Origin of the sequence: Arthrobacter sp. H14 (genome assembly GCF_000520495.1) — a bacterium.
Taxonomy (GTDB): Bacteria; Actinomycetota; Actinomycetes; order Actinomycetales; family Micrococcaceae; genus Arthrobacter_C.
Genome location: NZ_KI914622.1, coordinates 59,387 through 86,221, shown reverse-complemented (window position 1 = coordinate 86,221; position 26,835 = coordinate 59,387). Strand labels below are relative to the sequence as shown.

Genomic DNA, 26,835 nt, shown 5'->3' with positions numbered 1-26,835 from the left:
ACGCCTACGGGCCAGAAGACCTCGAACACGTCGCCCAGGAACTCAACAGCAGACCCCGCAAGACGCTGGGCTGGGATACCCCTGCCGAACGACTTCGTGATTTACTGACAACCAACTAACCACCGGCGTTGCAACGACCCCTAGAATCCGCCTCGGGGTGATTGCAATGCAATCAAGTCCGGAAATGGGCCTCCCAGCCGCGGTCGTGGACTGCCGGTCATGATGCGAGTGGGGAGCAGCGTTTTGGAGTTTGAGCTGAATTCGCATGTAAGACTTGGATTATGGGCGCCGGCGAGATTCCACCTTGGCCAACAAATGCGCCAGTGTATGGCTCCGTGCGGCTTCGTAAGTTCGAAGACCATGATGTTTCCATGGCACTGGATCTCGCTAAGGATCCATACGTTCCGACCATCGGGACTCTGCCATCTCACGCGACTATGGATGAAGTACTGGACTGGGTGCAGCGGCAGCGACAACGCCACGTGGACGGGTTCGGCTTTTCATCCGCCGTCGCAGACCTTGTCACGGATCGGGCTCTCGGCGGGATCGGCCTGTGGGTAGCGGAGCTCAGCGAAGGGCGGGCCACGGCGGGATACAGTCTTGCACCACGGGAGCGTGGAAAAAGGATCGCTGCAGCAGCGTTGACAGCACTTACGGAATTCGCCTGGACCATTCCACAGCTCTACCGGGTCGAGTTGTACATTGAGCCATGGAACACCGCGTCCATTCGAGTTGCTGAACGTGCGGGATATCTGCGTGAGGGGTTGCTTCGCAGCCACCAGGAAATCGGCGGTTTGCGGCGGGATATGTTGCTGTACGCTGCCATCCGGGAATCTTGGGAAACGTCATAGGGCTACATAGTGGGCCGTATGTCGTCAAGAAGAGCCCGTACGCCGGCAACGCGCCAGCTAACCGTTCAGCGGAGGAAGTCCTGCAGCCGCCTGACACCTTCGGCGAGGTCGTCGTCGCCAAGGGCGTAGGACAACCGGATGTATCCGCTGGGTCCAAAGGCTTCGCCGGGAACCACCGCAACTTCAGCCTGCTCCAGAATCAGGGTCGCCAGTTCGGCCGAGGTGGAGGGCGTGACGCCGGCGATTTCCCTGCCAAGCAGATTCCGCACATCGGCATACGCGTAGAAGGCACCGTGCGGGGTCGGGCATTCGATGCCGTCGATTGCATTCAGACCCTCCACCATCGCCTTACGACGGCGGTCGAACGCCTTCTTCATGTCCTCCACAGCGGTCAGCGGTCCAGCCACAGCGGCTAATGCAGCGCGCTGGGAAACGTTGGAGACATTGGAGGTCAGGTGCGACTGCAGGTTCGTCGCACCCTTGATCACGTCCTTCGGCCCGATCATCCAGCCGACCCGCCAGCCAGTCATCGCGTAGGTCTTGGCGACGCCGTTCACAATCACCATCCGGTCGCCGAGTTCAGGTGCCGCCGTCGCGATCGAGGTGAACGGGACGCCGTCGTACGTTAAGTGTTCATAGATCTCATCGCTGACCACCCACAGGCCCTTCGCCGCCGCCCACTGACCGATCCGGCGGGTCTCTTCCTCGCTGTACACGGCGCCCGTGGGGTTGGAGGGGGAGACGAAGAGCAGGACCTTGGTGCGCTCCGTCATCGCGGCTTCGAGCTGGTCGGTTGTGACCAGGTAACCCTGTTCGGGGCCGGCGAAAACCTCGACGGGTACGCCGCCGGCGAGGCGGATGGCCTCGGGATAGGTGGTCCAGAACGGGGTCGGAACGAGGACCTCATCGCCCGGATCGAGCAGGGTCGCGAACGACTCGAACACGGCCTGCTTGCCGCCGTTGGTCACGATCACTTGGGCCGGTTCGATCTCATAGCCCGAATCACGCATGGTTTTTTCGACGATAGCAGTCTTGAGTTCCGGAAGGCCGCCGGCGGGGGAGTAGCGGTGGTTCTTCGGATCGAAGACGGCCTTGGCGGCCTCCTCGACGATATAGTCCGGTGTTGGGAAATCCGGTTCACCGGCGCCGAAGCCGATGACCGGCCGTCCGGCTGCCTTCAACGCCTTGGCCTTGGCATCCACGGCGAGGGTCGCGGACTCGGCGATGGCGCCGACCCGGTGGGATACGCGGTTGGTGCGGGCTTTAGGGGCGTCTGCAGGCATGGGCTTCCCGTTCGTCGTCGCGGTCAAGGTCGCGGTTAAGGAGGTGGGCTTATGCAGACCACTCTATGCTTTTCAGTCGCCGCAGGCAGTTTTTTACTTCTCCCGGCGACGGTGCCCGTCTTGTTCCCCTGATACCGCCGGTGCTGAGCTGCGTGGGTTCGACGTAGCGGAGACAAATGCGTAGACTATATCTTCGGTGTTGATATCACCATGATGGCCCGTGCCCTTGAACAGTTGCACCAATCCACACCGGATTGGCGGTTACAGTTAAAGGACGGGCCGGTGATATCACCGTTCGAAGGGTAGTGGCGCAATTGGTAGCGCAGCGGTCTCCAAAACCGCAGGTTGCAGGTTCGAGTCCTGTCTGCCCTGCGCATGACTGTATACACAAGTCAGCAATTCCACATCCATGGCAGGTGACACTGTCACGACAGCGATAGATGAGTGAGGCACAGGTGACCGAAACAGCTGCCAGCAGCTCCAAGGGCCGCCCGTCCGGTGGTAACGACTCCCGGAAACGGGGGTTTATCGGGCGCATCATCTTGTTTATCCGGCAGGTTATTGCCGAGCTAAAGAAGGTAGTGACTCCGACTCGTAAAGAGTTGATCAACTACACGCTGGTGGTTCTGGTGTTTGTGATCATCATGATGATTATCGTTACCATTCTCGACTTTGCCTTTGGTAATGCCGCCATCTGGGTATTCTCAGGCCAACCCGCGGAGCAGTAGCGAAGTCGCCGCGCGCCGGCAATCCTGCGGGATGCATGGCGCCGGTGGCTTTGAGTCATTTAAATTCCCATTTAGGAAAGCAGGAAGCTAAGTGTCCGAGCAAGAGCTCGATAAAGAGAGCCGGAATCTCGAAAACGAAGATCAGGTGACTGATTCAGACGTGGAGTTCGCCGACGCTCAAACGCAGACTGACGATGCCGGATCCGCTGAGGATTCCGCTATTGCCGGTGATGCTTCCGTTGACGCAGCGGACGTTGACGCTCCTGCTGAGGAAACCGCCGACGTTGACGCTCCTGTTGAGGTGACGCCGGACGACGAAACTCCCGACGGCGAAACTCCGGAAGCCGAAGCGGCTGATGGCGAAACTCCGGAAGGCGAAACTCCGGAAGGCGAAACTCCGGACGGCGAAACTCCGGAAGCCGAAGAGGCCGAGGACGAGGTCGACCCTGCCGAGGAGTTCAAGGCGAAACTCCGCCGCCAGGAGGGTGACTGGTACGTCATCCACTCCTACGCCGGCTACGAGAACCGGGTTAAGACCAACCTGGAAAACCGCATCCAGTCGCTGAATATGGAAGAGGAAATCTTCGAAATTCAGGTTCCGATGGAAGAGGTCGTTGAGGTCAAGAACGCCCAGCGCAAGATCGTGAACCGGGTTCGTATCCCGGGTTACGTGCTGGTCCGTATGTACCTCACGGACGAGTCCTGGGGCGCGGTCCGGCACACGCCGGGCGTAACCGGCTTCGTCGGCAACGCGCACAACCCGGTTCCGCTGCGCCTGGACGAGGTGTTCTCGATGCTGGCTCCGGTGTTCGAGACTGCACCCGACGCTTCCGGCTCAGCAACGAAGGCTCCTGCCGCACCGATCACCGTCGACTACGAAGTCGGCGAATCGGTCATCGTAAAGGAAGGCCCGTTCGAGACGTTGCCGGCCACCATTTCCGAGATCAAGCCGGAGTCCCAGACTCTGGTCGTCCTGGTCTCGATCTTCGAGCGCGAAACCCCGGTCTCGCTCTCGTTCGGCCAGGTCGCCAAGATCTAGCTTTTAATATGCTTCGCGTCAGTCGGACCCGCTTAGTCCGGCCGGCGCGGCGACCACCTCGCCATGGTGGTCAAAGAACCTCAGGTACGCTCCTGTGCCCGAGGAAGACAATGACAGAAGGACCCGAAATTGGCTCCCAAGAAGAAGGTCACCGGCCTCATCAAGCTGCAGATCAACGCAGGTGCTGCTAACCCAGCCCCTCCGATTGGTCCTGCCCTTGGTCAGCACGGTGTCAACATCATGGAATTCTGCAAGGCGTACAACGCCGCTACGGAATCCCAGCGCGGAAACGTTATCCCGGTGGAAATCACGGTCTACGAAGACCGTTCATTCACCTTCGTTACGAAGACCCCGCCGGCTGCCGAGCTGATCAAGAAGGCTGCAGGCATCCAGAAGGCTTCGGCAACTCCCCACACGGTAAAGGTCGCAAACCTCTCCAGGGCCCAGGTCGAGGAGATCGCCTCCACGAAAATGGAAGACCTCAACGCCAACAACATGGAAGCGGCAGCCAAGATCGTTGCAGGCACCGCCCGTTCCATGGGCATCACCGTCGACGGCAAGTAAAGCCTGAAACGGTAAACATCAACCTAAAACGCCGTCGGCTCAAGAAGTACGACGGCGGGTGGCAGGGCCGCGCGCGGTCCGCAGACCACAACTGCACAAGGAGAAAAAGCAGATGGCAAAGCGCAGCAAAGCATACAGGGCAGCTGAGGCCAAGATTCAGGCCGACAAGCAGTACACGCCCGTAGAGGCGATCACGCTCGCGAAGGAATCCAACCCTTCCAAGACGGACGCGACCATTGAGGTTGCCTTCCGCCTGGGTGTTGATCCCCGCAAGGCGGACCAAATGGTCCGAGGAACGGTCATGCTTCCGAACGGAACGGGTAAGACCGCACGCGTACTGGTTTTCGCAACCGGCGACAAGGCAGACGCGGCAGTTGCCGCCGGCGCCGACTTCGTTGGTTCCGATGACCTGATCGAGCGGATCCAAGGCGGTTGGACGGACTTCGACGCCGCCGTCGCCACCCCGGACATGATGGGTAAGGTCGGCCGTCTCGGTAAGGTTCTCGGTCCTCGTAACCTGATGCCAAACCCGAAGACGGGCACGGTGACTCCGGATGTTGCCAAGGCAGTCGAGGAGATCAAGGGCGGAAAGATCGACTTCCGCGTTGACAAGCACTCGAACCTGCACTTCATCATTGGCAAGGTTTCATTCGACGCCGACAAGCTGTCCGAGAACTACGCGGCAGCCCTGGAGGAAGTCCTCCGCCTGAAGCCTTCCGCTTCCAAGGGTCGCTACCTCTCGAAGGCAACCGTCAGCACCACGTTCGGCCCCGGCATCCCTGTCGACCCGAACATCACCAAGGTTCTGGCCGACGCGTAACAACTCCTGACGAACCCACCGGTGCGGTCATAACGATCGACCGGCGGAGACGTTGAGCAAAGGGTCCGTGCAGCAATTGCTGCACGGATCCTTTGGCGCTTAAGCCGGGGTTAAACTGTCTGCCATGACGACGGCACCCTGGCGGATTGAGCGCCTCCATGTTCCCGCTTCCCTCGAGGCGGATGACGCAACGGATTTCATCGCCGCCGGCGACCTGAGCAATCTGGTGGAGGGGTTGCGCTGGGGAAACAACGATCATTGGGTGAGTCCCGGGGTCCGGTTGGCCGCAGCCCAGCCGAGCCCCTACACCGGACGTCAAGGTTTCGTTGCGAAGGTGGACGGACGGGTGGTGGGCCATGCCGACGTCGAACTTCCCCTCACGGACAATGAGGACGTTGCCTACCCTTACGTGATTGTTCATCCCGAATATCAGCGCCAGAGTCTCGGTTCTGAGCTTTATGCTGCCCTCGAAGAATGCATGAAGACGGCATCGCGCAGGGTATTCATGGCGTGGAGCGATCATGTGGCGGATTTCGACGTCGACGCCGCCGGGGGAGTCCGGCCACACAGCGGTCCCGGAAGACTGCCGGAGGATTCCGGCGTCGTACGTTTCTGCCAGAGCCTTGGCTATGAGCTTGAGCAAGTGGAGTGGTTCGGGGTCCTGTACCTGCCGATTGACCGGGATGCCGTCGCGGCGGCCGAGCGGGAGACGCAGCGGGTTGCGGGCGGCGATTATGAACTACTGGTCTGGCAGGACCGCTGCCCGGACGACGTCGTCGATCAGTACGCGGAGCTGCGCCGGCTGATGAGCATCGACATTCCGCTCGGGGAGTTGGAGAGCAAGCCGGAAGTATGGGATAAGGCGCGGGTGCGGGAATCGGAGGAGAAGCTGCTCAAACAGACCGGACACAGCCTGGTGGCTGCCGTACGGCACCGCCCGTCCAATCAGCTTGCCGGACACACTATCGTGGAGTTTTTTCCGGAACGGCCAGAGGTCGTCCACCAGGAGGATACTTTGGTGCTGAACTCACACCGCGGCCACCGGCTGGGCATGCTGCTGAAGGCGCACAACCTGCTCCGGCTGCAGGAACTCGGGCCGGAGAGCCGCCGCCTTTACACCTGGAATGCCGCCGAAAACGCTCACATGCTCGACATCAACATCGCCCTGGGCTTTGTTCCGGCCGGCTACGTCGGAGCCTGGCAGAAGAAGATCCGCTAGGCCTGCGCTTCGTGCTCTGCGCCACATCGGTATTACAGTGGATAGACGCGCGCTCAAGCAATGCGGCGATACGCTGATTTTACGTGGGGATTTAATGAAGACGCTGTCCGTGCAGGTCGAGCAACTGTGGGTGCCGGACTCACTTGATGAGGAAGGTGCAGCAGACTTTCTCGCTGCTGTGGATGTGGCCCGGCAGGTGCGCGTGCAAACGTGGGGCAATGATGATCTCGCCTACACGCCGGAGGAGTTCCTCGAGGCGTTCAACGACCCGTACGAGCGGCTGGTAGTGCTGCTGGCCAAAATCGGTCCAAACATCGTCGGCCGCGCCGGTATCTCCATGCCGTTGGCCGAAAATACCGAAATGGCGATCGTCTCGCTGGAGATTCTGCCCCGTTACCAGGGTGGCGGCGTCGGGCGGGAACTGTTGGATGCGGCCGAACACTTCGCCCGTGGAGAGATGCGGCGGACCGTCCTGGTCGAGACGCATCACCCGGGCGCGATGCTGGAAGACACTGACGGACGCGTAGTGGCAGCGGCCCACGGCGACGGCGTCCTTCCGTTGGCCAGCAGGGAAGTGGCCTTCGCGCGGAGGACCGGCTACGAGCTGCAGCAGGTCGAGCGGTTCAGCTCCTGTGCGCTGCCGCTCGATGCGGCTCTGCTGCAGCAGTTGAAACAGCAGGCGGTGGAGGTTTCCGGGCCGGACTATGCTATCCATACGTGGACGAACACCTGCCCCGCGGAGTGGGTCCACGATATGGCCGTTCTCGAGGACCTGATGGGCGGCGAGGAGTCATTCAGCGCGTACGGTTCCGGCGATGGCGGCGGGCAGGCTGAGGACGCACGGATCAGTGACGTCGGTGGTGATGATGTCCGCGGCGACGACACCCGTGGTGATGACGCCCGTGTCCGCGAGGCGGAGACACTGGCCAGTGGCAGCGGCCGGCAGACCATGGTGTGCGCCGTCGAGCACCGCCCCACCGGCCGGCTGGTCGGATTCACCGCCATCAGCATCCTGGGCCACCGTGACGACGTCGTTTTCCAGGACGATACTCTGGTGCTGCAGGAACACCGCGGCCGGAAACTCGGCATGCTGATCCGGGTCTGCAATCTGGAACGGCTCGCCCTCGAGCAGCCCGCGGCGCGGCGGCTCTACGCTTGGAACGCCGCCGAGAAAGACTATATGGCCGTGGTCAATGATGCCCTCGGTTTCACCACGGCGGGCTATACGGGGGAGTGGCGGAAGCAGTTCGACGCCTGAGGGCGGGCGGTAGCGCGGTCGACCGGAGCCTCGACGGTATACCAGGCAGCCGGCCCCGCGACATAGGCGATTTGTTGTGTTCACCGGCGATCCCGTAAGCTTGGAGAACCAAAGACCGTCGGTCATCAGGTTCCCATTCAGTTGAGTGGATAAAACCTGGTCGAAAGTCCCCGCACCAGGGGCGGCCTGCGCAGGTGAACGAAGCATTTCCTCCAATGTGCAGCCGTGTCCAACATGGCCGTCACTGTAGAGGCGAAGCCCCGTACATCTGTGCGGGGCGTTTTTTGTGCCAACCCGCATCGCGGGTACGGACCCGAAACGACCGGCATTATTCCCGGAAGGAGGGTTATGGCAACGCCAATCAAGGTGTCCGCAGTTGAAGAGCTTACGGAAAACTTCCGTACGTCGAACGCGGCAGTCCTAACCGAATACCGTGGGCTTACCGTTGCACAGCTCCAGGAGCTGCGTCGATCACTGGGCGAGGACACAAGTTACTCGGTCGTGAAGAACACCCTGACTGCACTCGCGGCGAAGGAAGCCGGTGTCGATGCATTCGACGGCCAGCTTGCCGGACCCACCGCGGTTGCCTTCATCAAGGGTGACGCAGTCAAGGCTGCCAAGGGTTTGACGGACTTCGCGAAGGCCAACCCACAGCTCGTTATCAAGACCGGTTACTTCGAAGGCAAGTCCATGGACGCCGACGGAGTTAACGCACTGGCCGCCCTCGAGTCGCGCGAGCACCAGCTTGCACGCGTCGCGGGCGTCCTGAAGGCCCCGATGGGTCAGCTGGTCCGCACGGTTGAAGCACTGCGGCTCAAGCGCGAAGAAGGAGCCCCTGCTTCAGAGGCTCCCGCCGCCGCTGAGGACGCTCCCGCCGAGGAGACTCCCGCAGCCGAAGTCCCCGCCGAGACGGAAAGCACGGAGGCCCCGGCCGCCGATGCCGCACCCGAAGCGGATGCTGAGACCACGAAGGACTAGTTCCTCACAGCACCATCCCTGACTTCCGACGGGAGCAGGACTGACGATCCCGGCCGTTATATGCGGCCACCACAAAGAAAAGGAGCGCCACTCATGGCTAAGCTCACCAACGACGAGCTCATCGAAGCTTTCAAGGAATTGACCATCGTCGAGCTCTCTGAGTTCGTCAAGCAGTTCGAGGAGACCTTCGACGTCACCGCTGCTGCTCCGGTTGCTGCTGCAGGCGGCGGCGCCGCTGTTGAAGAAGCCGAAGAGCAGACCGAATTCGACGTTATTCTCGAAGCTGCCGGCGACAAGAAGATCCAGGTCATCAAGGAGGTGCGCTCGCTGACCTCCCTCGGCCTCAAGGAAGCCAAGGACCTGGTCGACGGTGCACCGAAGGCTGTTCTGGAAGGCGCCTCCAAGGACGCCGCCGAGAAGGCCAAGGAGTCCCTCGAGGGCGCCGGCGCCACGGTGACCCTGAAGTAGTCTTTCTCAAGACACCCGCCACTGTTCGGTGGCAGCAAGAAGCCCGCGTGATGATTCACGCGGGCTTCTTTGCGTCTGGGGAGCGATTGACGGCTCCGGCATGTCGAGGGGTGTCGACTGTCCTGGGGAGTCAGCCCCTTGGCCGCGGTTCCGGCCGCCCAGTCAGCCCCTTGGCCGTGAGTCAGCCCACTGCAGCTACCTGACTGGCGGGTAAGGGGCTGACTCGGCGTAGTGGTTGGGGTGAGTCAGCGACTCGGCGTAGTGGGGGCCGTAGTGGTTGGGGATGAATTGGGTCAGTCGCGGTAGAGGAGGAGCGCTTCGCCCTGCCCGCCGCCGCCGCACAGCGAGACGGCGGCCTTGCCGGTGCCGCGGCGGCTCAGTTCGTGCGCAGCATGTCCGGCCAGCCGGGCGCCGGAAGCACCGATCGGATGGCCCAGCGCGATCGCTCCGCCGTGCAGGTTGCACTTGTCCAGGCTGATGTCCAGGTCCTTCAGGGACTGCACGGCGACGGACCCGAAAGCTTCGTTGATCTCGATGAAGTCCAGATCGTCCTTGCTCCAGCCGGCTTTCTCCAGTGCGGCCTTGATGGCGTTCGACGGCTGTGAATGCAGTGAGTTATCCGGTCCGGCCACCTGCCCGGGAGCTCCTACGACGGCGAGGTAGTCGAGCCCGAGTGCCTCGGCGTTTGCGCGGCTCGTCAGCACCAGGGCAGCAGCGCCGTCGCTGAGCGGGGAGGAGTTGCCTGCAGTGATGCTGCCTTCCTTGTCGAAGGCCGGACGAAGTTTGCTCAACGATTCGACGGATGTGTCCGGGCGGATGCCCTCGTCGGTTTTGACCACAATCGGGTCGCCCTTGCGCTGCGGCACCGAGACCGGGGTGATCTCGTCGTCGAACACGCCGTCTTTGGCCGCCTTGGCGGCGCGCTCGTGAGAGGCTGCGGCCACCTCATCCTGGGACGTGCGGTCGATACCGAGCACGCCGTTTTTGCGTTCGGTGGAAGCGCCCATTGACTCGTCGTCGAACGCATCCGTCAGCCCGTCGCGTGCGACCGAGTCGACGGCGGCCATGTTGCCGTAGGTCCAGCCCTGCCGGACCCCGGGCAGCAGGTGCGGTCCGCGGGACATCGATTCCTGGCCACCTGCGACGACGACGGTGGCGTCACCGGCGCGGATCAGCCGGGCGGCGTCGGACACGGCGGCGAGGCCGGAGAGGCACACCTTGTTGATGGTCACGGTCGGAACGTTCCAGCCAATTCCGGCCGCGATGGCGGTCTGCCGCGCCGGGTTTTGACCGGCACCGGCCTGGACCACCTGGCCCATGATGACGGCGTCGACCCTGTCAGCGCCGACGCCGGACTTCTCCAGTGCGGCGGCAACGGCCTTGGCGCCGAGTTCGACGGCGGTAAAGCTGGCCAGCTGCCCGTTCAGGCGGCCCTGCGGGGTACGCGCCGCCGACAGGATGACCACATCATTTGGGTTGGCACTCATGTTGATCAGATCCCTCTTTCGATATGAGTTCCCGGTGCCGCGGGGGCGTGCCGGAAAAGGGCCGCAACCGCACAGTTACAGCTTTTGTATCGAATCTAACAGGTTTGGCTGGAAGCTTGATGTACAGTTACTGCAGGAAATGCTCCGCTACCTCGGTTCCCGGCCCCGCAGGCCGGTAAAGGTAATGCGTCGAGCGCTGGACTCTGGACGCCTTCTGGCGTACAGTAGATATTTGCGTCTTCCCTCTTAAACCCTTTAAGCCTTCATATAGCGGTGGGCTTCGCCGCGGCACGTTGTTGGACCAGCCTGAATGGGCTTTTCCGCAGCGCCTCGCCGCTGGCGGCGGATCATATAGCGGATCCGGCAAGGTAGTGCAACGAGACTACCCCAGTATCGTCGGGAAGCGCGGACACGCCTGAAGGTCTGTGGAAGGATCCCTCTTGGTCGCCTCGAGCACCCCAAATAACGAAACCGCTAACAGCGCGGCTGACAATTCTCTGGCAACGGACGGAGCGTCACGCCGGCTTTCATTCGCGAAGATTCACGAACCGCTGGATGTACCGAATCTGCTCGGCCTGCAAACCGACAGCTTTGACTGGCTGGTCGGCAATGAGCGCTGGCAGGAGCGGATTGAACAAGCTCTTGCCGAGGGTCGTCAGGACCTGCCTGTCACTTCCGGACTCTCCGACATCTTCGAAGAGATCTCTCCGATTGAGGACTTCCAGGGCACCATGTCCCTGAGCTTCTCGGAGCCGGAATTCGCCGATCCCAAGTACACCATGGAGGAGTGCAAGGACCGCGACGCCACCTACGCCGCCCCGCTTTACGTCAAGGCGGAGTTCATGAACAACAACACGGGCGAAATCAAGCAGCAGACCGTGTTCATGGGCGACTTCCCGTTGATGACCGAAAAGGGCACGTTCGTCATTAACGGCACCGAGCGCGTCGTCGTCTCCCAGCTGGTCCGTTCGCCGGGCGCCTACTTCGAGCGCGCCGCCGACAAGACCAGCGACAAGGACATCTTCACCGCCAAGATCATCCCGTCCCGCGGTGCATGGTTCGAGCTGGAGATCGACAAGCGCGACCAGGTCGGTGTCCGTCTGGACCGCAAGCGCAAGCAGTCCGTCACGGTGCTGCTCAAGGCGCTTGGCTGGACCGAATCCATGATCCTGGAAGAGTTCGGCGAGTTCGACTCCATCCGCGCCACCATGGAGAAGGACACCACCGAAACCAAGGAAGATGCCCTGCTGGACATCTACCGCAAGCTCCGTCCGGGCGAGCCGCCGACAGTTGAAGCAGCGCAGTCCCTGCTGGACAACCTGTACTTCAACCCGAAGCGATACGACCTGGCCAAGGTCGGCCGCTACAAGGTCAACCGCAAGCTTGGCACCGAGATCCCGCTGGGCCAGCCGAACTCGTCCGTGCTGAACACCGAGGACATCGTCGCGATGATCAAGTTCCTCGTCACCCTGCACGCCGGCGGCAAGACCGTTTCCGGCAAGCGCGACGGCCAGGACCACGAGATCCGCGTCGAGGTCGACGACATCGACCACTTCGGAAACCGCCGCATCCGTGCGGTCGGCGAGCTGATCGAGAACCAGGTCCGCACCGGTCTGTCCCGTATGGAGCGTGTTGTCCGCGAGCGGATGACCACCCAGGACGTCGAGGCAATCACCCCGCAGACGCTGATCAACATCCGTCCCGTCGTGGCCGCGATCAAGGAGTTCTTCGGAACCTCCCAGCTCTCGCAGTTCATGGACCAGAACAACCCGCTGGCCGGTCTGACGCACAAGCGTCGTCTTTCCGCGCTGGGCCCGGGTGGTCTGTCCCGTGACCGCGCCGGCATGGAAGTCCGTGACGTCCACCCCTCGCACTACGGACGTATGTGCCCCATCGAAACGCCTGAAGGCCCGAACATCGGCCTGATCGGTTCGCTGGCATCCTACGGCCGCATCAACGCGTTCGGCTTCATCGAGACCCCGTACCGCAAGGTGCACGATGGCCAGGTGACCGACGAGGTTGTTTACCTGACCGCCGATGACGAGATCGACGTCGTTATTGCCCAGGCGAATGCCCCGCTGACCGACGACGAGCGCTTCGCCGAGGACATGGTCCTGGTGCGCCAGCGCGGCGGTGGCGGCGAGCCGGTGCTGATCCCGGCCGCCGAGGTCGAGTTCATGGACGTTTCCCCGCGCCAGATGGTGTCGGTCGCGACGGCCCTGATCCCGTTCCTCGAGCACGACGACGCCAACCGCGCCTTGATGGGTGCGAACATGCAGCGTCAGGCTGTCCCGCTGATTCAGTCGGAAGCGCCGTACGTCGGCACCGGCATGGAGCGCTCGGCAGCTGTTGACGCCGGCGACGTCGTTATTGCCGCCAAGGCGGGCGTCGTCTCCGAAGTTTCCGCTGATGTCGTTGTGATGCTGAACGACGACGGCACGGAGACCAACTACCGCATCGCCAAGTTCAACCGTTCCAACCAGGGCACGGCCTACAACCAGCGCGTGCTGGTCACCGAAGGCCAGCGCCTCGAGGTTGGCGGCATCATCGCGGACGGTCCTTCGACCGACCACGGAGAACTTGCCCTCGGTAAGAACCTGCTCGTGGCATTCATGTCCTGGGAAGGCCACAACTTCGAGGACGCCATCATCCTCTCGCAGCGCGTTGTCTCCGATGACGTACTGTCCTCGATCCACATCGAAGAGCACGAGATCGATGCCCGCGACACCAAGCTCGGTGCCGAGGAGATCACCCGGGACATCCCGAACGTCTCCGAGGAGATCCTGGCAGGACTGGACGAGCGCGGCATCATCCACATCGGTGCGGAGGTTGAGGCCGGCGACATCCTGGTCGGAAAGGTCACCCCGAAGGGTGAAACCGAACTGACTCCGGAAGAGCGCCTGCTGCGTGCAATCTTCGGCGAGAAGTCCCGCGAGGTCCGCGACACGTCCCTGAAGGTTCCGCACGGCGAGTCCGGCACCGTCATCGGCGTCCGCGTCTTCGACCGCGACAACGACGACGAGCTGCCCCCGGGCGTGAACCAGCTGGTTCGCGTCTACGTGGCCAACAAGCGCAAGATCACGGACGGTGACAAGCTTGCCGGCCGCCACGGTAACAAGGGCGTCATCTCCAAGATTCTGCCGATCGAGGACATGCCGTTCCTGGAAGACGGCACCCCGGTCGACATCGTGCTCAACCCGCTGGGTGTTCCCGGACGTATGAACGTCGGCCAGGTGCTGGAAACACACCTCGGCTGGGTCGCCAAGCAGGGCTGGAAGATCGAGGGAGACCCGGACTGGGTCCAGGCGCTGCCGAACATGCCGCGCGAAACCGGTCCGACCAACGTCGCCACCCCGGTCTTCGACGGTGCCCGCGAAGAGGAAATCACCGGACTGCTGGATTCGACCAACGTCACCCGCGACGGCAACCGCCTGATCGGTTCCTCCGGCAAGGCCCTGGTCTACGACGGCCGCTCCGGCGAGCCGTTCCCGGACCCGATCTCGGTCGGCTACATGTACATCCTGAAGCTGCACCACTTGGTCGATGACAAGATCCACGCCCGCTCCACCGGTCCGTACTCCATGATCACCCAGCAGCCGCTTGGTGGTAAGGCACAGTTCGGTGGCCAGCGCTTCGGTGAGATGGAAGTCTGGGCCCTGGAAGCGTACGGCTCCGCCTACACGCTGCAGGAACTGCTGACGATCAAGTCCGATGACATCCACGGCCGCGTGAAGGTTTACGAGGCCATCGTCAAGGGTGAGAACATTCCCGAGCCCGGCATCCCTGAATCCTTCAAGGTGCTGATCAAGGAAATGCAGTCCCTTTGCCTGAACGTCGAGGTGCTGTCGCAGGACGGCAACTCGCTTGATATGCGTGACTCGGATGAAGAAGTCTTCCGGGCCGCGGAGGAACTCGGTATCGACCTGTCCAGGGCCGAACCCAGCTCCGTCGAAGAGGTCTGATCCTCTTTCCGTAACCCGAAACGACTTTAGATTTAGAGACAAAGAGAGAACAGGGACCCTATGTCCAACGAAGAATCTTCCTTCGGCCACATGCGCATCGGCCTGGCCACCGCGGACCAGATCCGCGATTGGTCCTATGGCGAAGTCAAGAAGCCCGAAACCATCAATTACCGTACCCTCAAGCCTGAGAAGGACGGTCTGTTCTGCGAGAAGATCTTCGGACCTTCCCGCGACTGGGAATGCTACTGCGGCAAGTACAAGCGTGTCCGTTTCAAGGGCATCATTTGTGAGCGTTGCGGCGTTGAAGTAACCCGTGCCAAGGTGCGCCGTGAGCGGATGGGCCACATTGAGCTCGCCGCCCCGGTCACGCACATCTGGTACTTCAAGGGTGTTCCTTCCCGCCTGGGCTACCTGCTGGACCTGGCGCCGAAGGACCTTGAGAAGATCATCTACTTCGCCGCCTACATGATCACCAGTGTCGACGACGAAGCACGTCACGCCGAGCTGCCGAACCTGCAGACCGAGCACGACATCGAGAAGAAGAATAAGGTCGACACCCGCGACTCCGACATCGCCGCGATCGCACGTCAGCTCGAGGATGACCTCGGCAAGTTGGAGGCCGACGGCGCGAAGGCTGCGGAGAAGAAGAAGGCCCGCGACGCCGCCGACCGCCAGATGGCGAACGTGCGCAAGCGTGCCGACGCCGAGATCGAGCGCCTCGAGCAGGTCTGGGACCGCTTCAAGAACCTCAAGGTCGCCGACCTTGAAGGTGATGAGGGACTGTACCGCGAACTGCGCGACCGCTACGGCCTGTTCTTCGAAGGTGCCATGGGCGCCGACGCGATCAAGGCCCGCCTTGAGAACTTCGACATGCACGCCGAAGCCGAGCACCTGCGCGACATCATCCAGAACGGCAAGGGCCAGCGCAAGACGCGTGCCCTGAAGCGCCTGAAGGTTGTCAACGCGTTCCTGACCACCACCAACAGCCCGCTGGGCATGGTGCTGGACGCTGTCCCGGTGATCCCGCCGGAACTGCGCCCAATGGTCCAGCTCGACGGCGGCCGGTTCGCGACGTCGGACCTCAACGACCTGTACCGCCGCGTGATCAACCGCAACAACCGCCTGAAGCGCCTGCTTGATCTCGGTGCACCCGAGATCATCGTGAACAACGAGAAGCGGATGCTCCAGGAAGCGGTCGACAGCCTCTTCGACAACGGCCGCCGCGGCCGTCCTGTCACCGGACCGGGCAACCGTCCGCTGAAGTCGCTGTCCGACATGCTCAAGGGTAAGCAGGGCCGGTTCCGCCAGAACCTGCTGGGTAAGCGTGTTGACTACTCCGGCCGTTCGGTCATCGTCGTCGGTCCGCAGCTGAAGCTGCACCAGTGTGGTCTGCCCAAGCAGATGGCGCTGGAGCTGTTCAAGCCGTTCGTGATGAAGCGCCTGGTTGACCTCAACCACGCACAGAACATCAAGAGCGCCAAGCGGATGGTCGAGCGTTACCGCCCGCAGGTCTGGGACGTGCTCGAAGAGATCATCACCGAACACCCGGTGCTGCTCAACCGTGCGCCAACCCTGCACCGTCTCGGTATCCAGGCATTCGAACCACAGCTCGTTGAGGGTAAGGCTGTCCAGCTGCACCCGCTGGTCTGTGGCGCGTTCAATGCTGACTTCGACGGCGACCAGATGGCTGTCCACCTGCCGCTCTCCCCGGAGGCGCAGGCCGAGGCCCGCATCCTGATGCTGTCCTCGAACAACATCCTGAAGCCGTCCGACGGACGTCCGGTCACCCTGCCTTCGCAGGACATGATCATCGGTCTGTACCACCTGACGACCAAGCGCGTCGGCTCCGCCGGCGAAGGCCGCCAGTTCGGTTCATTGGCCGAGGCGATCATGGCCCACGATCAGGGCTCGCTGCACCTGAACTCGACGGTGAAGATCCGCCTGACGGACTTCACCCCGAACGAGGGATGGCAGGCGCCCGAAGGCTGGGAGCCGGGTCAGCCGGTTACCGTCGAGACGTCGCTGGGACAGGTGCTCTTCAACGAGACCCTGCCTGATGACTACCCGTGGGTCGACGCCGTGGCAGACAAGGGCCAGCTCTCGACAATCGTCAACGACCTTGCCGAGCGCTACCCGAAGGTCATCGTCGCGCAGACGCTGGACAACCTGAAGGACTCCGGTTTCTACTGGGCAACCCGTTCCGGTGTGACCGTTGCGATTTCGGACATCGCCAAGCCGGCGGAGAAGCCCGCCATTCTCGAGAACTACGAGGGCCAGGCCGCCAAGGTGGAAAGCCAGTACGAGAAGGGCCTGATTGCTGACGACGAGCGGCGCCAGGAACTGATCGACATCTGGAATAAGGCCACCAATGAGGTTGCGGAGGCGATGCAGAAGAACCTTTCGGCGTCGAACACGATTAACCGCATGGTCTCCTCCGGTGCACGTGGTAACTGGATGCAGGTCCGTCAGATTGCCGGTATCCGTGGACTGGTGGCGAACCCCAAGGGTGAAATCATCCCGCGTCCGATCAAGTCCTCCTACCGCGAGGGCCTGTCGGTGCTGGAATACTTCATCGCCACCCACGGTGCCCGTAAGGGTCTGGCCGATACGGCTCTGCGTACCGCTAACTCCGGTTACCTGACCCGTCGTCTGGTCGACGTGTCGCAGGATGTCATCGTCCGCGAAGACGACTGTGGCACCGAGCGCGGCCTGACGTTGCCGATCGCCCTCGAAGTTGGAGGCGAGCGGACGCTGCACGAGGATGTTGCATCCAGTGTGTACGCCCGTACTTTGGCAACCGACGTCGTCGATGCCAATGGTGAGGTGCTTGCAGAAGGCGGCGCCGACGTCGGCGATGTCCTCATCGACCGGCTGTTCAAGGCCGGGGTCACCGAGATCAAGATCCGCTCCGTGCTGACTTGTGAATCACGGGTGGGAACCTGTGCGCAGTGCTACGGCCGCTCCCTGGCCACGGGTAAGACCGTGGACATCGGCGAGGCCGTCGGCATTATCGCCGCACAGTCCATCGGTGAGCCGGGTACCCAGCTGACGATGCGTACGTTCCACACCGGTGGTGCTGTTTCCGCTTCCCGCGGCGACGACATCACCCAGGGTCTGCCCCGTATTCAGGAGCTGTTCGAAGCACGTACGCCCAAGGGTGTCGCGCCGATCGCAGAGTCCGCGGGCCGGGTCACCATCGAGGAGACCGAGCGCCAGCTGCGCCTCATCGTCACCCCCGATGACGGATCCGAGGAGCAGGCCTACCCGGTTCTGCGCCGTGCCCGCCTGTTGGTTGAGGACGGCGACCATGTCGACGTCGGCCAGCAGATGGTTGTCGGTGCCGTGGACCCGAAGCAGGTTCTGCGTATCCTTGGCCCGCGTGCCGCCCAGAAGCACCTGGTTGACCAGGTTCAGGGCGTGTACCGCAGCCAGGGCGTTGGTATCCACGACAAGCACGTCGAGGTTATCGTTCGCCAGATGCTGCGCCGTATCACCATCATCGAATCCGGCGACTCCAAGCTGCTCCCCGGCGAGCTGGCCGAGCGTGGCCGTTTCGAAGAGGAGAACCGGCGCGTGGTGTCCGAGGGTCAGACCCCGGCATCGGGCCGTCCGGAGCTGATGGGTATCACCAAGGCTTCGCTGGCGACCGATTCCTGGCTGTCCGCGGCTTCCTTCCAGGAAACCACCCGGGTCCTGACCCAGGCGGCCATGGAAGGCAAGTCCGATCCGCTGCTCGGCCTGAAGGAAAACGTCATCATCGGTAAGCTGATCCCGGCCGGTACCGGCCTGGCACGCTACAACGACGTTAAGGTCGAACCGACTGAGGAAGCGAAGGCGAATCTGTACACCGGCCCGAGCGCCTTCAGCGACTTCGACTACGCCGGAGTCGGCGGAGACGTGAACCCCGAGTTCCACGCCATCCCGCTCGATGACTACGACATGGGCACCGAATACCGGTAACCACTAACCGGATTCACCCCAACGAAGAGCCCCGTACCGAAAGGTGCGGGGCTTTTCGTGTGCGTGGGGAAGGGTCTTGCTGTCGTCTCCTTTTAGCCATTGCCGGAAGCCCATACTAGGCTTTCCCGTATCAGGTCTGTGGAGGAGCGACAATGGAACTTCGATGGATCGAGGCATTCATCGCAGTGGCCGAAGAGCTTCACTTCGGCAGGGCGGCGGAACGGCTCCGGATGGCCCAATCGCCACTGAGCCAAACGATCAAGAAACTGGAACGGTCGCTGGGAAGCCCGCTTTTCGACCGCAATACGCGTACGGTCTCGCTGACCGCGGCTGGCCACTCGTTCCTCCCTCATGCTCGCAGGATTGTCGACGAACTGGATCTGGCCCGCCGGGCCGCAGGTGCTACCGAGCACGAAGTCTACGGACGCGTAGCAATCGGTTTCTCCGGAGCCCTGAACCACCTCACTTTGCCGCCGCTGACCCGGGCACTGCGGACAAAGCATCCCAACATCGCACTCTCACTGGTGGACCGGGTAATGACGGACGAGGCGGTCCAGCAGTTGTCCCATGGAAGCCTCGATTTGGCCTTCGTCGGTCTGCCGATGGAGACGTCGGTGGTGCAGCACCGTGCCATCTCCATAGAGACACTCAAAGCGGTGCTGCCGCTGGACCATCCACTTGCAGCGGACGCCGAAGTCGACTTGGCCGAGCTGGCGGATGACGATTTCGTGGCGATGCCCCGCTATCCGGGGTCGGTCTTGCGCGAAACGATGGGCCGGGCCGGCGCCAACGCCGGCTTCCATCCCCGCATTGTGCAGGAAGTGGTGGACCCGTTCCTGATCCTTTCCCTGGTGGCTGCCGGTGTGGGGATCAGTCTCGTCCCGGAGTGCCTGCAGTCCATAGCTCCGGCCGGTGCTGTGTTCGTACCGTTGTCAGGGGAGAATCCACCACGCCATGCAAGTGGAATTTGATGGAATCCCGAGCACTCCTCTGAGGCGCTCCAGGCGGTATTGGAGGTGGCTGCCGAAGTGCTGCCCACCCCACCGCAACTGGCCGGGGGAGTGCTCTCCCATTCATCAGGAAGCGACGACTGAGCAGATCTTCAGCAACTATGTGCGTAAGGTACATAACTTATGACTGATTTAGTGTTGGACGAGCCATAATTCGGTTGACACACTGGCAATGTTCCGCGATGCCCGTTCCGGCAACGGAACAGCCCTCGGTTCGGCGATGACCCGCGCCTTTGCCATTGGAGAATGTCTTGCAGGAGGCCAGTCATGACTGAACAGTTACGTGTGGGAATCGTCGGATGTGGGGCGATTGCCGGCAACCACGCCGAAGCCTACCTGGCCGCGGAAGGTGCCGTCGTCGTTGGCTGTTGCGACGTGGATACTGACCGTGCCACGTCCTTTGCCGCATCAGCCGGCATTTCCTCTGCAGTGGAAACCGTGGACGAGTTGCTGGACCTGGGGCTGGACGTGGTCAGCGTTTGCACCCCGCATCCCACTCATGAATCCGTCGTCGTCGCCGCGGCGTCACGCGGAGTGCATGTGTTGTGCGAAAAGCCGATCGCCGTCGACTCCGCTTCCGCCCGGCGGATGATCGACGCCTGTGAGGATGCCGGTGTCGTCCTCGGGGTCTTGTTCCAGCGCCGGTTCTGGCCGGCAGCCCAGCGGCTCCGGGCCGCGATCGACGACGGCACGCTCGGCGACCCGGTGCTCGGCCACTGTTCGGTGCTGCTGCACCGCGAGCCGGAGTACTACTCGGCCGACGCCTGGCGCGGAATGTGGGCCACCGATGGAGGAGGGGTATTGATGACCCAGGGGATCCATTACATCGATCTGCTGCAGTGGTTCATGGGCCCAGTGGCCGAGGTGACCGGCCGGGTCGGTACCTTCAAGCACGGCGAACATATCGAGGTGGAGGATTCGGCGGTGGCCACGCTGCTGTTCGAATCCGGCGCGCTGGCTACTGTGCAGGCTTCCACGGCGGTGACCCCAAACCTAGGTGTTCAGGTGCGGGTCACCGGCCGAAATGGTGCCTCAGCGAGCGTGTCCGAGTATCCGGAAGGCGAGCCGGGGGCCAATGATCTGTGGGCGGTGCCGGGGGAGGCCCATTATGCCCCCGTTTACGACGACGGCGTGGAGCCTAATGTGCCGCTGTCGCAGATAAATGCCCGGCTGGCTCCCTTCCATGCCCTGCAAATCGCCGATTTTGTCGACGCCATCCGTTCCGGCAGGGAGCCGGCCGTCACCGGACGGGAAGCCTTGAAATCGCTGCAGATAGTGACGGCTGTGTATGAGTCCGCGGTCCGCGGCATGCCGGTAAGGATAGGCGATGAATAATCCGCACACTAAGCGCCGGATTGGACTGGCCCAGCTGTCGCTGCTGGACACGTCACCGCCAGAACTGGTGGCAACCGCCGCAGATGCGGGTTTCGATTTCATTGGCGTGCGGGTACGGCCCGTCACCACCAGAGAGAGATCCTACAATCTGGCACCGGGGTCACCGCTGCTCGCCGAGACCCGGCAGCGGATGGCCGATACCGGGATCGAGGTGATGGATATCGAATTCCTGCTGCTCGATGGGTATGCCGGTCCTCAGGAGTGGGGACCGATGCTGGAAGCGGGCGCCGAACTCGGGGCGCGGTACATGACCGTCGCGGCCGCCGATCCGGACCGCCACCGGTTGCTCGACACGCTGGCCGCGCTTACGGAGGATGCGGCCTGTCACGGCATCATCCCAACCCTTGAGCCAATCTCCTACCAACAGGTCGCCTCCCTGCCCGCGGCAACCGGCATGGCGGAACAGGCAGGATGTTCGGTCCTGCTTGACGCGCTGCACTTCGCCCGGTTCGGCGGCACCCTCGACCAGGTGCGCAGCGCGGCCGGTTACATTCCGATGCTGCAGTTGTGCGACGGGCCCGGCGTGCCCCCGCCGGACAGGGAGGCGCTGATCTTTGAATCCCGGTCAAACCGTCGCATTCCCGGCGATGGCGATTTCCCGCTGGCAGCTTTGGCCGCGGCGTTGGACCCTTCGCTGCCCGTCAGCGTGGAGGTTGCGGCCGACTCGCTGAAGGCCGATCTCGGCCCAAGCGAATTTGCCCGCCAGTTGAAGACCGCGGCCGACGACGTGCTCCTGGCCGCGGCCGGACTGCAGCGGCAAGAGAAAACCGGAATCGAATGGAAACCATGACCTCAATTGCTTCGTCGCCTGAAAAAAGCTCCACCCACGAGATCAACTGCGATGTACTTATCGTCGGTGCGGGTGCCGGCGGCCTTTCGGCAGCGGTGACTGCCGCATATCACGGGCTGAACGTCGTCGTCGTCGAAAAGGCTCCTGTTTGTGGCGGGGCGACTTCCTGGTCCGGAGGGTGGATGTGGGCTCCGCGGAACCCCCTGGCCCGCGCAGACGGGGTCAACGAGGACGTCCAGGAACCGCGGACCTATCTCGAGAGCCAGCTCGACGGGAACTTCCGGGCCGACAAGGTCGATGCCCTGCTCGAGGCGGCTCCTCGTATGGTTGGCTTCTTCGAGAGCAAGACATCGCTGCAATTCACGCCCGGGAAATGGGTCGCGGATATCCATGGCAAGGCACCGGGCGCGGGCACTGGACACCGCTCGGTGGCACCAAAACCGATCAACAAGCGCAGCTTCAGCAAGGAACTGCAGGCCAAGATGCGCAAGCAACTTTACGAAACATCGTTCCTGGGAATGGGCATCATGGCCGGTCCGGATCTGCAGAAGTTCCTCCGGGCCTCCCGCGGGGATATCAAAGGCATCCTCCATGCAGCATGGCGCGTGAGCTTCCACCTCTGGGACCTGTTGACCCACAGGGCAGGGACGCAGCTTGTCAATGGCACCGCACTGATCGGCCGGTTGATGAAATCGGCAGATGACCTCGGCGTTGACATCCGGGTCAACGCCCCGGCGCGGGAATTAATCCACGACGACGGCGGCCGGGTCGTGGGAGCGACGGTGGACACCCCGGAGGGGCCGGTGAGGATTCATGCCGCCCGCGGTACCGTGCTCGCAACCGGAGGCTTCCCGAACGACAAGGCGCGCCGGATTGAGCTTTTCCCGCACGAAACCGGCGCGGACCACCATACGCTTGCGCCAGCGTCGACCGAGGGCGACGGGCTGACGCTGGGCGAACGGGCCGGAGGACACATCGACCGTTCCCTCGCCTCACCCGTGGCGTGGTGCCCTGTATCGCTTGTGCCGTACGCCAACGGCAAGACCGGCGTTTTCCCGCATATCGCGGACCGGGGAAAGCCCGGAATCATCGGGGTGCTGCGCAACGGTCGGCGTTTCGTCAACGAGGCCAACGGGTATCACGATTACGTCCTCGGAATGGTTAACGCTGTACCGGAGGGCGAACCCGTCGAGTCATGGCTCATCGCCGACCATACGTTCCAGCGGCGTTATCCATTGGGCATGTCAAAGCCGCGTCCCATCCCCACATTCCTTTATGTCCGGAACGGCTACCTGACCAGGGGCCGGACGATCGAAGAACTAGCCCGCAAATGCGGAATCGATCCGGTCGGCCTTGCCACCACGGTTGCCCGGTTCAACGTCCATGCGCGTGAGGGCGTCGATCCGGATTTTGAACGCGGTGAGACGCAGTTCAACAGGTATTCCGGTGATCCCACGGTCACGCCAAATCCGTCCCTTGCGCCGATCGAAACCGGGCCCTTCTACGCGGTGAAGGTTGTTCCGGGAAGCTTCGGCACATTCATGGGGCTGGAAACGGATGCCGAGGCGCGGGTGGTCGACGACGGTGGCAAACCCATCGCCGGACTCTACGCGGTGGGGACCGACCAGGCATCCGTCTTCGGCGGACATTACCCCTCTGGCGGCATCAACATCGGCCCGGCCATGACATTCGGCTATGTCGCTGGCCGCCACCTGGCAGGTGCCACGGCCTATGAGGATGACGACGCCGCACTGGGCTAATCCATTTCCCTGGGTGCTCCTGCCTGGTTGGAACCCGGATCAGCAAAGACTCGCCGCAAATCTGTTGCACACGTCACTGTCTGTGAGCTAAACTACAAACGTTCGCAATTCGTACATGTGTGCGCATACCGTTCAAGAGCTGGAGCCGGACCTTCGTGCCGGCAGATGTGGGCGGGGGATGTGGGGGCGTCTGTCGGCGGACTGACATAACGACAATGAAATGTGTGAGACAAAGGAGCCGACCATGCAAATGCTCAAGCAGGGAAAAGGTGGATCAGTGCCGAACCACGGACCGAACTTGAAAAAGCGCGCATTGCGCGTGACTGGTACTGCGGCTGCCGCCGTGAGCCTGCTCGGCTTGACTGCTTGTGGCAGCGGCGGCGGAGGAGGAAGTGAATTTCCTTCCGAGACCATCGAAATGATTATTCCGTATTCCGCCGGCGGCAGTACCGATGTCAGCGTCCGCGGGATGGCTGCCATTGCAGAGGAGACTTGCGGCACGAACATTATTGCGAGTAACCAGACGGGCAGCGCCGGAGCTGTCGGGTTCACCGCAACCGCGAATGCCGAGCCGGACGGTTACACCGTTGGCGCCACAGCCACGGAGCTGGCCTATCTGTACAAACTGGGCACTACAGAGGTCAGTCCCGAAGACGTCAAGGGCGTCATGAGGTATGCACTCAATCCGCATGTTTACTTCGTTCCCGCTGACTCCCCATACGAGACGATGGAGGAGCTCATTGCGGCGGCTGAAGATGGTGAAACGATCAATGCGGCCACCAGCGGAACCGGTTCCGTCTACCACTTGGCTGCCGCTGGGCTCGCTGTCGAAGCGGGCGTGGAGGACTCCTTCGGGTATTTGCCGTTCGAAGGCGGGGCTGCGGCTGTGCAGGCAACTATTGGTGGCCAGGCGGATCTGACCGTTGTGGTGCTTAATGAAGCCATTGGCCAGGTCGAATCCGGCAGGTTGCGTCCACTCGCGGTTGCGGGAGAAGAGCGCCTGGATGCCATTCCGGATACTCCAACCTTGTCGGAAATCGGCATCGACTGGACTTCCGCTTCACACCTGGGGCTCGCAGTGCCGGCGGAAACCGAAGACGCTACTGTCCAAAAACTGGATGACTGTCTTCATGAAGCAATCCAGTCCGAGGATTTCCAGCAGTCCATGGCCGAGCAGAATCTGACGCTCGACTACCTTCCCCCGAAGGAGTTTTCAGACTACCTGCAGGGACTCACAGAGCAGTACTCCCAGGTGATCGATGAAGTCGGAATAGGCGCGGAGTAACCCTCTATGACAACCAATCTTGGTGACCGGATAGCGGGAGTGCTGCTACTGGCACTGGCGGTATTCGTGTTCGTGTACAGCTTCACGCTGCCTGATCCGGTGCAGGAACTGGATCCCGGAGTGGCAGCATTTCCACGGGCACTGGCAGTGGTGATCGGGCTGCTCGCCCTGGTTCCCCTGTTGCGTCCGCAGCCCGGTGAAGCGCTGCCCCGCGACGGCAACGCCTGGCGCATCATCGGCACGGTGTTGCTGCTGATCGGATATGCCCTGGTTCTCGACGTCATCGGTTTTGTCATTACCACCGTGCTGTTCATCCTGGCGGAACTGTTGTTGCTGGGAATCCGGCGGCCGGTGACGCTGATCGTTATGCCGCTGGGAGTCGGCCTGGGATTGTTCTACCTGTTCCGGGTGCTTCTCGGCGTGGCGTTGCCGACCAGTGGGTTGGGAGGTTTGCCGATATGAGTAATTGGCTCGCAGGGATGGAAGCTGTCCTGGACCCGTCGGTACTGATCCTGACGGTCCTGGGGATTCTGCTCGGCGTCGTCGTTGGAGCGATGCCAGGCTTGTCCGCAACCGTGGGCATCGCGGTATTTCTCCCCTTCACCTTCACGCTGGATCCGCTGCCCGGCCTGGTGCTGCTGCTGGGAATCTACAACGGTGCCTGTTATGCCGGTTCCATTCCGGCCATCCTGCTGAGGACACCGGGTACGCCCGCCTCGGCGGCGACGGTTTTGGATGGGTATCCGATGACTCGCAAGGGGCAGGCGGGCTACGCCCTCAGTGTGTCACTGGTCGCGTCCGTTGTTGGTGGAATTCTGGCGACGGTGATGCTGATCGTCTCGGCACCCGCCGTCGCCGAAGTTGCGCTCCAGTTCGGACCCGCAGAGTACTTCGCGTTGGCAGTCCTTGCCCTGACGATCATCGCCTCGCTGGGCGAGGGTGCGCTGGCCAAAGGCGTTATCAGCGCCGCGATTGGCGTGCTGATCGCGATGGTCGGACTGGATGGGATTTCCGGTGCTCAACGCTTTACTTTCGGTAATACGGAACTCAGCGGCGGCATCGAACTCATCGCCTTGCTGGTGGGGCTCTTCGGCGCTGCGGAGGCATTGTTCCAGATTGAACACATGCACAAGGAAAACCGCGTGTCCACAATGGGAAGCTTCAGGCTAAAGCTGGCCCAGCTGCGGTATATGGGACCGACGACGATAGGCAGCGGTGTGCTGGGCTTCTTCATCGGAGCACTTCCTGGAGTCGGGGGCGATATCGGCGGCTACGTTGCCTACAACGAGACGCGGCGGTTCGCCCGTGGCGACAAAAAGCAGTTCGGCCAGGGCGATCCGAGAGGTGTGGCGGCAGCGGAATCGGCCAACAACTCGGCCCAGGTTGGCGGTCTGGTGCCGACGCTGACCCTCGGCATTCCCGGAAATACAGCGGCAGCGGTCTTGATCGGCGCCCTGCTGGTCCAGGGTTTACGGCCAGGTCCGCAGCTGTTCGAATCGAATCCGGACCTTGTCTACGGTTCGTTTATTGCGATCCTCGTTGGTTTCGTGGTTCTGCTGGTTGTCGGCGCTGTCGGTATCAGGGCATGGGCCCAGGTCATCCGGATACCACCGGCACTGCTTTGGCCAATTGTTTTGATTCTGTCCATCGTGGGCGCGTACGCGGTGCGGACCAATCCGTTCGACGTTCTCGTGATGTTGGTGGCCGGTGTGCTGGGCTACTTCATGATGAAGGGTGGATTCCCGATTGCGCCACTGCTTATTGGCGTGATCGTCGGGCCGCTGGCGGAAGACAATTTCCGCCTGGCCATGATCCAGTACGGCGGCAGTTACAGCTGGATGCTCCAGCCACTGCCCTTCGTGCTGCTCGCACTCGGCGCGGCATCGCTGTTCTTCTCACTCTGGCGGGCTAAGAAGGGCCGCAAGGAGTTGTCGGAAGAAGTGGAAAACACGAACCAGAAGTAAATTTGTCAAGACGG

General features: G+C 62.2%; 20 protein-coding genes and 1 tRNA gene. 19 read left to right on the top strand and 2 right to left on the bottom strand.

Features of this window, described 5'->3' with window-relative positions; translation table 11 throughout:
• Nucleotides 1-281 precede the first annotated feature (281 nt).
• The gene (locus Y707_RS0103580; RefSeq protein ID WP_026534072.1) at nucleotides 282-851 is read left to right on the top strand and encodes a GNAT family N-acetyltransferase; all 570 of its coding nucleotides are present in this window, start codon (nucleotides 282-284) and stop codon (nucleotides 849-851) included.
• 65 nt (nucleotides 852-916) lie between these two features.
• Here the strand turns inward: Y707_RS0103580 and Y707_RS0103575 are convergent, their stop codons facing one another.
• Nucleotides 917-2,134 (bottom strand): pyridoxal phosphate-dependent aminotransferase, encoded by a 1,218-nt coding sequence (locus Y707_RS0103575; RefSeq protein WP_026534071.1) that lies wholly within the window; start codon nucleotides 2,132-2,134, stop codon nucleotides 917-919.
• Between the two features lie 299 nt (nucleotides 2,135-2,433).
• On the opposite strand from Y707_RS0103575, the gene Y707_RS0103570 reads away from it, so the two are divergent.
• The 9 genes from Y707_RS0103570 to rplL all read left to right on the top strand — a co-directional run bounded on the left by Y707_RS0103570 (nucleotide 2,434) and on the right by rplL (nucleotide 9,208).
• A tRNA-Trp gene (locus Y707_RS0103570) sits at nucleotides 2,434-2,506 on the top strand.
• A 68-nt stretch (nucleotides 2,507-2,574) separates the two neighbouring features.
• Nucleotides 2,575-2,862, top strand: coding sequence for a preprotein translocase subunit SecE (gene secE / locus Y707_RS0103565; RefSeq protein ID WP_026534070.1), 288 nt, complete (start codon nucleotides 2,575-2,577; stop codon nucleotides 2,860-2,862).
• A 145-nt stretch (nucleotides 2,863-3,007) separates the two neighbouring features.
• Complete coding sequence (gene nusG, locus Y707_RS0103560; RefSeq protein ID WP_026534069.1) at nucleotides 3,008-3,901, top strand: transcription termination/antitermination protein NusG; 894 nt, start codon at nucleotides 3,008-3,010, stop codon at nucleotides 3,899-3,901.
• A 129-nt stretch (nucleotides 3,902-4,030) separates the two neighbouring features.
• On the top strand, nucleotides 4,031-4,465 hold the full coding sequence (gene rplK / locus Y707_RS0103555) for a 50S ribosomal protein L11 (protein WP_026534068.1): 435 nt from the start codon (nucleotides 4,031-4,033) through the stop codon (nucleotides 4,463-4,465).
• Between the two features lie 112 nt (nucleotides 4,466-4,577).
• The gene (rplA, locus tag Y707_RS0103550) at nucleotides 4,578-5,285 is read left to right on the top strand and encodes a 50S ribosomal protein L1 (protein WP_026534067.1); all 708 of its coding nucleotides are present in this window, start codon (nucleotides 4,578-4,580) and stop codon (nucleotides 5,283-5,285) included.
• Nucleotides 5,286-5,409: 124 nt separating this feature from the next.
• A complete protein-coding gene (locus tag Y707_RS0103545; protein ID WP_026534066.1) occupies nucleotides 5,410-6,504 on the top strand; it encodes a GNAT family N-acetyltransferase in 1,095 nt (364 codons plus the stop codon).
• 94 nt (nucleotides 6,505-6,598) lie between these two features.
• Nucleotides 6,599-7,762, top strand: a complete 1,164-nt coding sequence (locus tag Y707_RS0103540; protein WP_026534065.1) for a GNAT family N-acetyltransferase — start codon at nucleotides 6,599-6,601, stop codon at nucleotides 7,760-7,762.
• A 348-nt stretch (nucleotides 7,763-8,110) separates the two neighbouring features.
• Nucleotides 8,111-8,740, top strand: coding sequence for a 50S ribosomal protein L10 (gene rplJ / locus Y707_RS0103535; protein ID WP_026534064.1), 630 nt, complete (start codon nucleotides 8,111-8,113; stop codon nucleotides 8,738-8,740).
• Nucleotides 8,741-8,833: 93 nt separating this feature from the next.
• Nucleotides 8,834-9,208 (top strand): 50S ribosomal protein L7/L12, encoded by a 375-nt coding sequence (gene rplL / locus Y707_RS0103530; RefSeq protein ID WP_026534063.1) that lies wholly within the window; start codon nucleotides 8,834-8,836, stop codon nucleotides 9,206-9,208.
• 293 nt (nucleotides 9,209-9,501) lie between these two features.
• On the opposite strand, the gene Y707_RS0103525 is transcribed toward rplL, so the two are convergent.
• Entirely contained in the window at nucleotides 9,502-10,695 is a 1,194-nt protein-coding gene (locus Y707_RS0103525) for an acetyl-CoA C-acetyltransferase (RefSeq protein ID WP_035780138.1), read from the bottom strand.
• A gap of 440 nt (nucleotides 10,696-11,135) precedes the next feature.
• Here Y707_RS0103525 and rpoB point away from each other — a divergent pair, with 440 nt between their 5' ends.
• The 9 genes from rpoB to Y707_RS0103480 all read left to right on the top strand — a co-directional run bounded on the left by rpoB (nucleotide 11,136) and on the right by Y707_RS0103480 (nucleotide 26,821).
• Complete coding sequence (gene rpoB, locus Y707_RS0103520) at nucleotides 11,136-14,657, top strand: DNA-directed RNA polymerase subunit beta (protein WP_026534061.1); 3,522 nt, start codon at nucleotides 11,136-11,138, stop codon at nucleotides 14,655-14,657.
• Nucleotides 14,658-14,717: 60 nt separating this feature from the next.
• Nucleotides 14,718-18,617 (top strand): DNA-directed RNA polymerase subunit beta', encoded by a 3,900-nt coding sequence (locus Y707_RS0103515; RefSeq protein ID WP_026534060.1) that lies wholly within the window; start codon nucleotides 14,718-14,720, stop codon nucleotides 18,615-18,617.
• Between the two features lie 152 nt (nucleotides 18,618-18,769).
• Nucleotides 18,770-19,588: a LysR family transcriptional regulator gene (locus Y707_RS23140; protein WP_253905040.1), complete on the top strand. Its 819-nt coding sequence runs from the start codon at nucleotides 18,770-18,772 to the stop codon at nucleotides 19,586-19,588.
• A gap of 306 nt (nucleotides 19,589-19,894) precedes the next feature.
• Nucleotides 19,895-20,962: a Gfo/Idh/MocA family protein gene (locus Y707_RS23135; RefSeq protein ID WP_051441605.1), complete on the top strand. Its 1,068-nt coding sequence runs from the start codon at nucleotides 19,895-19,897 to the stop codon at nucleotides 20,960-20,962.
• On the top strand, nucleotides 20,955-21,812 hold the full coding sequence (locus Y707_RS0103500) for a sugar phosphate isomerase/epimerase family protein (RefSeq protein ID WP_026534059.1): 858 nt from the start codon (nucleotides 20,955-20,957) through the stop codon (nucleotides 21,810-21,812). Before Y707_RS23135 ends, Y707_RS0103500 begins: the two co-directional genes overlap by 8 nt.
• On the top strand, nucleotides 21,809-23,572 hold the full coding sequence (locus Y707_RS0103495; RefSeq protein WP_035780161.1) for an FAD-dependent oxidoreductase: 1,764 nt from the start codon (nucleotides 21,809-21,811) through the stop codon (nucleotides 23,570-23,572). Before Y707_RS0103500 ends, Y707_RS0103495 begins: the two co-directional genes overlap by 4 nt.
• Before the next feature lie 244 nt (nucleotides 23,573-23,816).
• Entirely contained in the window at nucleotides 23,817-24,857 is a 1,041-nt protein-coding gene (locus Y707_RS0103490; RefSeq protein ID WP_051441604.1) for a tripartite tricarboxylate transporter substrate binding protein, read from the top strand.
• A 6-nt stretch (nucleotides 24,858-24,863) separates the two neighbouring features.
• Nucleotides 24,864-25,319, top strand: a complete 456-nt coding sequence (locus tag Y707_RS0103485; RefSeq protein ID WP_026534056.1) for a tripartite tricarboxylate transporter TctB family protein — start codon at nucleotides 24,864-24,866, stop codon at nucleotides 25,317-25,319.
• Nucleotides 25,316-26,821, top strand: a complete 1,506-nt coding sequence (locus Y707_RS0103480) for a tripartite tricarboxylate transporter permease (RefSeq protein WP_051441603.1) — start codon at nucleotides 25,316-25,318, stop codon at nucleotides 26,819-26,821. The genes Y707_RS0103485 and Y707_RS0103480 overlap by 4 nt, the downstream gene beginning before the upstream one ends.
• The last annotated feature ends 14 nt before the right edge of the window (nucleotides 26,822-26,835 follow it).

Coding starts and splice junctions, on each gene's coding strand:
- Y707_RS0103515 (WP_026534060.1), top strand. CDS start 14,718: ATGTCCAACGAAGAATCTTCCTTCGGCCACATGCGCATCGGCCTGGCC.
- rplL (WP_026534063.1), top strand. CDS start 8,834: ATGGCTAAGCTCACCAACGACGAGCTCATCGAAGCTTTCAAGGAATTG.
- rplA (WP_026534067.1), top strand. CDS start 4,578: ATGGCAAAGCGCAGCAAAGCATACAGGGCAGCTGAGGCCAAGATTCAG.
- Y707_RS0103545 (WP_026534066.1), top strand. CDS start 5,410: ATGACGACGGCACCCTGGCGGATTGAGCGCCTCCATGTTCCCGCTTCC.
- Y707_RS0103485 (WP_026534056.1), top strand. CDS start 24,864: ATGACAACCAATCTTGGTGACCGGATAGCGGGAGTGCTGCTACTGGCA.
- Y707_RS0103575 (WP_026534071.1), bottom strand. CDS start 2,134: ATGCCTGCAGACGCCCCTAAAGCCCGCACCAACCGCGTATCCCACCGG.
- Y707_RS0103580 (WP_026534072.1), top strand. CDS start 282: ATGGGCGCCGGCGAGATTCCACCTTGGCCAACAAATGCGCCAGTGTAT.
- Y707_RS0103495 (WP_035780161.1), top strand. CDS start 21,809: ATGACCTCAATTGCTTCGTCGCCTGAAAAAAGCTCCACCCACGAGATC.
- Y707_RS23140 (WP_253905040.1), top strand. CDS start 18,770: ATGGAACTTCGATGGATCGAGGCATTCATCGCAGTGGCCGAAGAGCTT.
- Y707_RS0103490 (WP_051441604.1), top strand. CDS start 23,817: ATGCAAATGCTCAAGCAGGGAAAAGGTGGATCAGTGCCGAACCACGGA.
- Y707_RS0103480 (WP_051441603.1), top strand. CDS start 25,316: ATGAGTAATTGGCTCGCAGGGATGGAAGCTGTCCTGGACCCGTCGGTA.
- secE (WP_026534070.1), top strand. CDS start 2,575: ATGAGTGAGGCACAGGTGACCGAAACAGCTGCCAGCAGCTCCAAGGGC.
- rplJ (WP_026534064.1), top strand. CDS start 8,111: ATGGCAACGCCAATCAAGGTGTCCGCAGTTGAAGAGCTTACGGAAAAC.
- Y707_RS0103540 (WP_026534065.1), top strand. CDS start 6,599: ATGAAGACGCTGTCCGTGCAGGTCGAGCAACTGTGGGTGCCGGACTCA.
- Y707_RS0103500 (WP_026534059.1), top strand. CDS start 20,955: ATGAATAATCCGCACACTAAGCGCCGGATTGGACTGGCCCAGCTGTCG.
- Y707_RS0103525 (WP_035780138.1), bottom strand. CDS start 10,695: ATGAGTGCCAACCCAAATGATGTGGTCATCCTGTCGGCGGCGCGTACC.
- Y707_RS23135 (WP_051441605.1), top strand. CDS start 19,895: ATGACTGAACAGTTACGTGTGGGAATCGTCGGATGTGGGGCGATTGCC.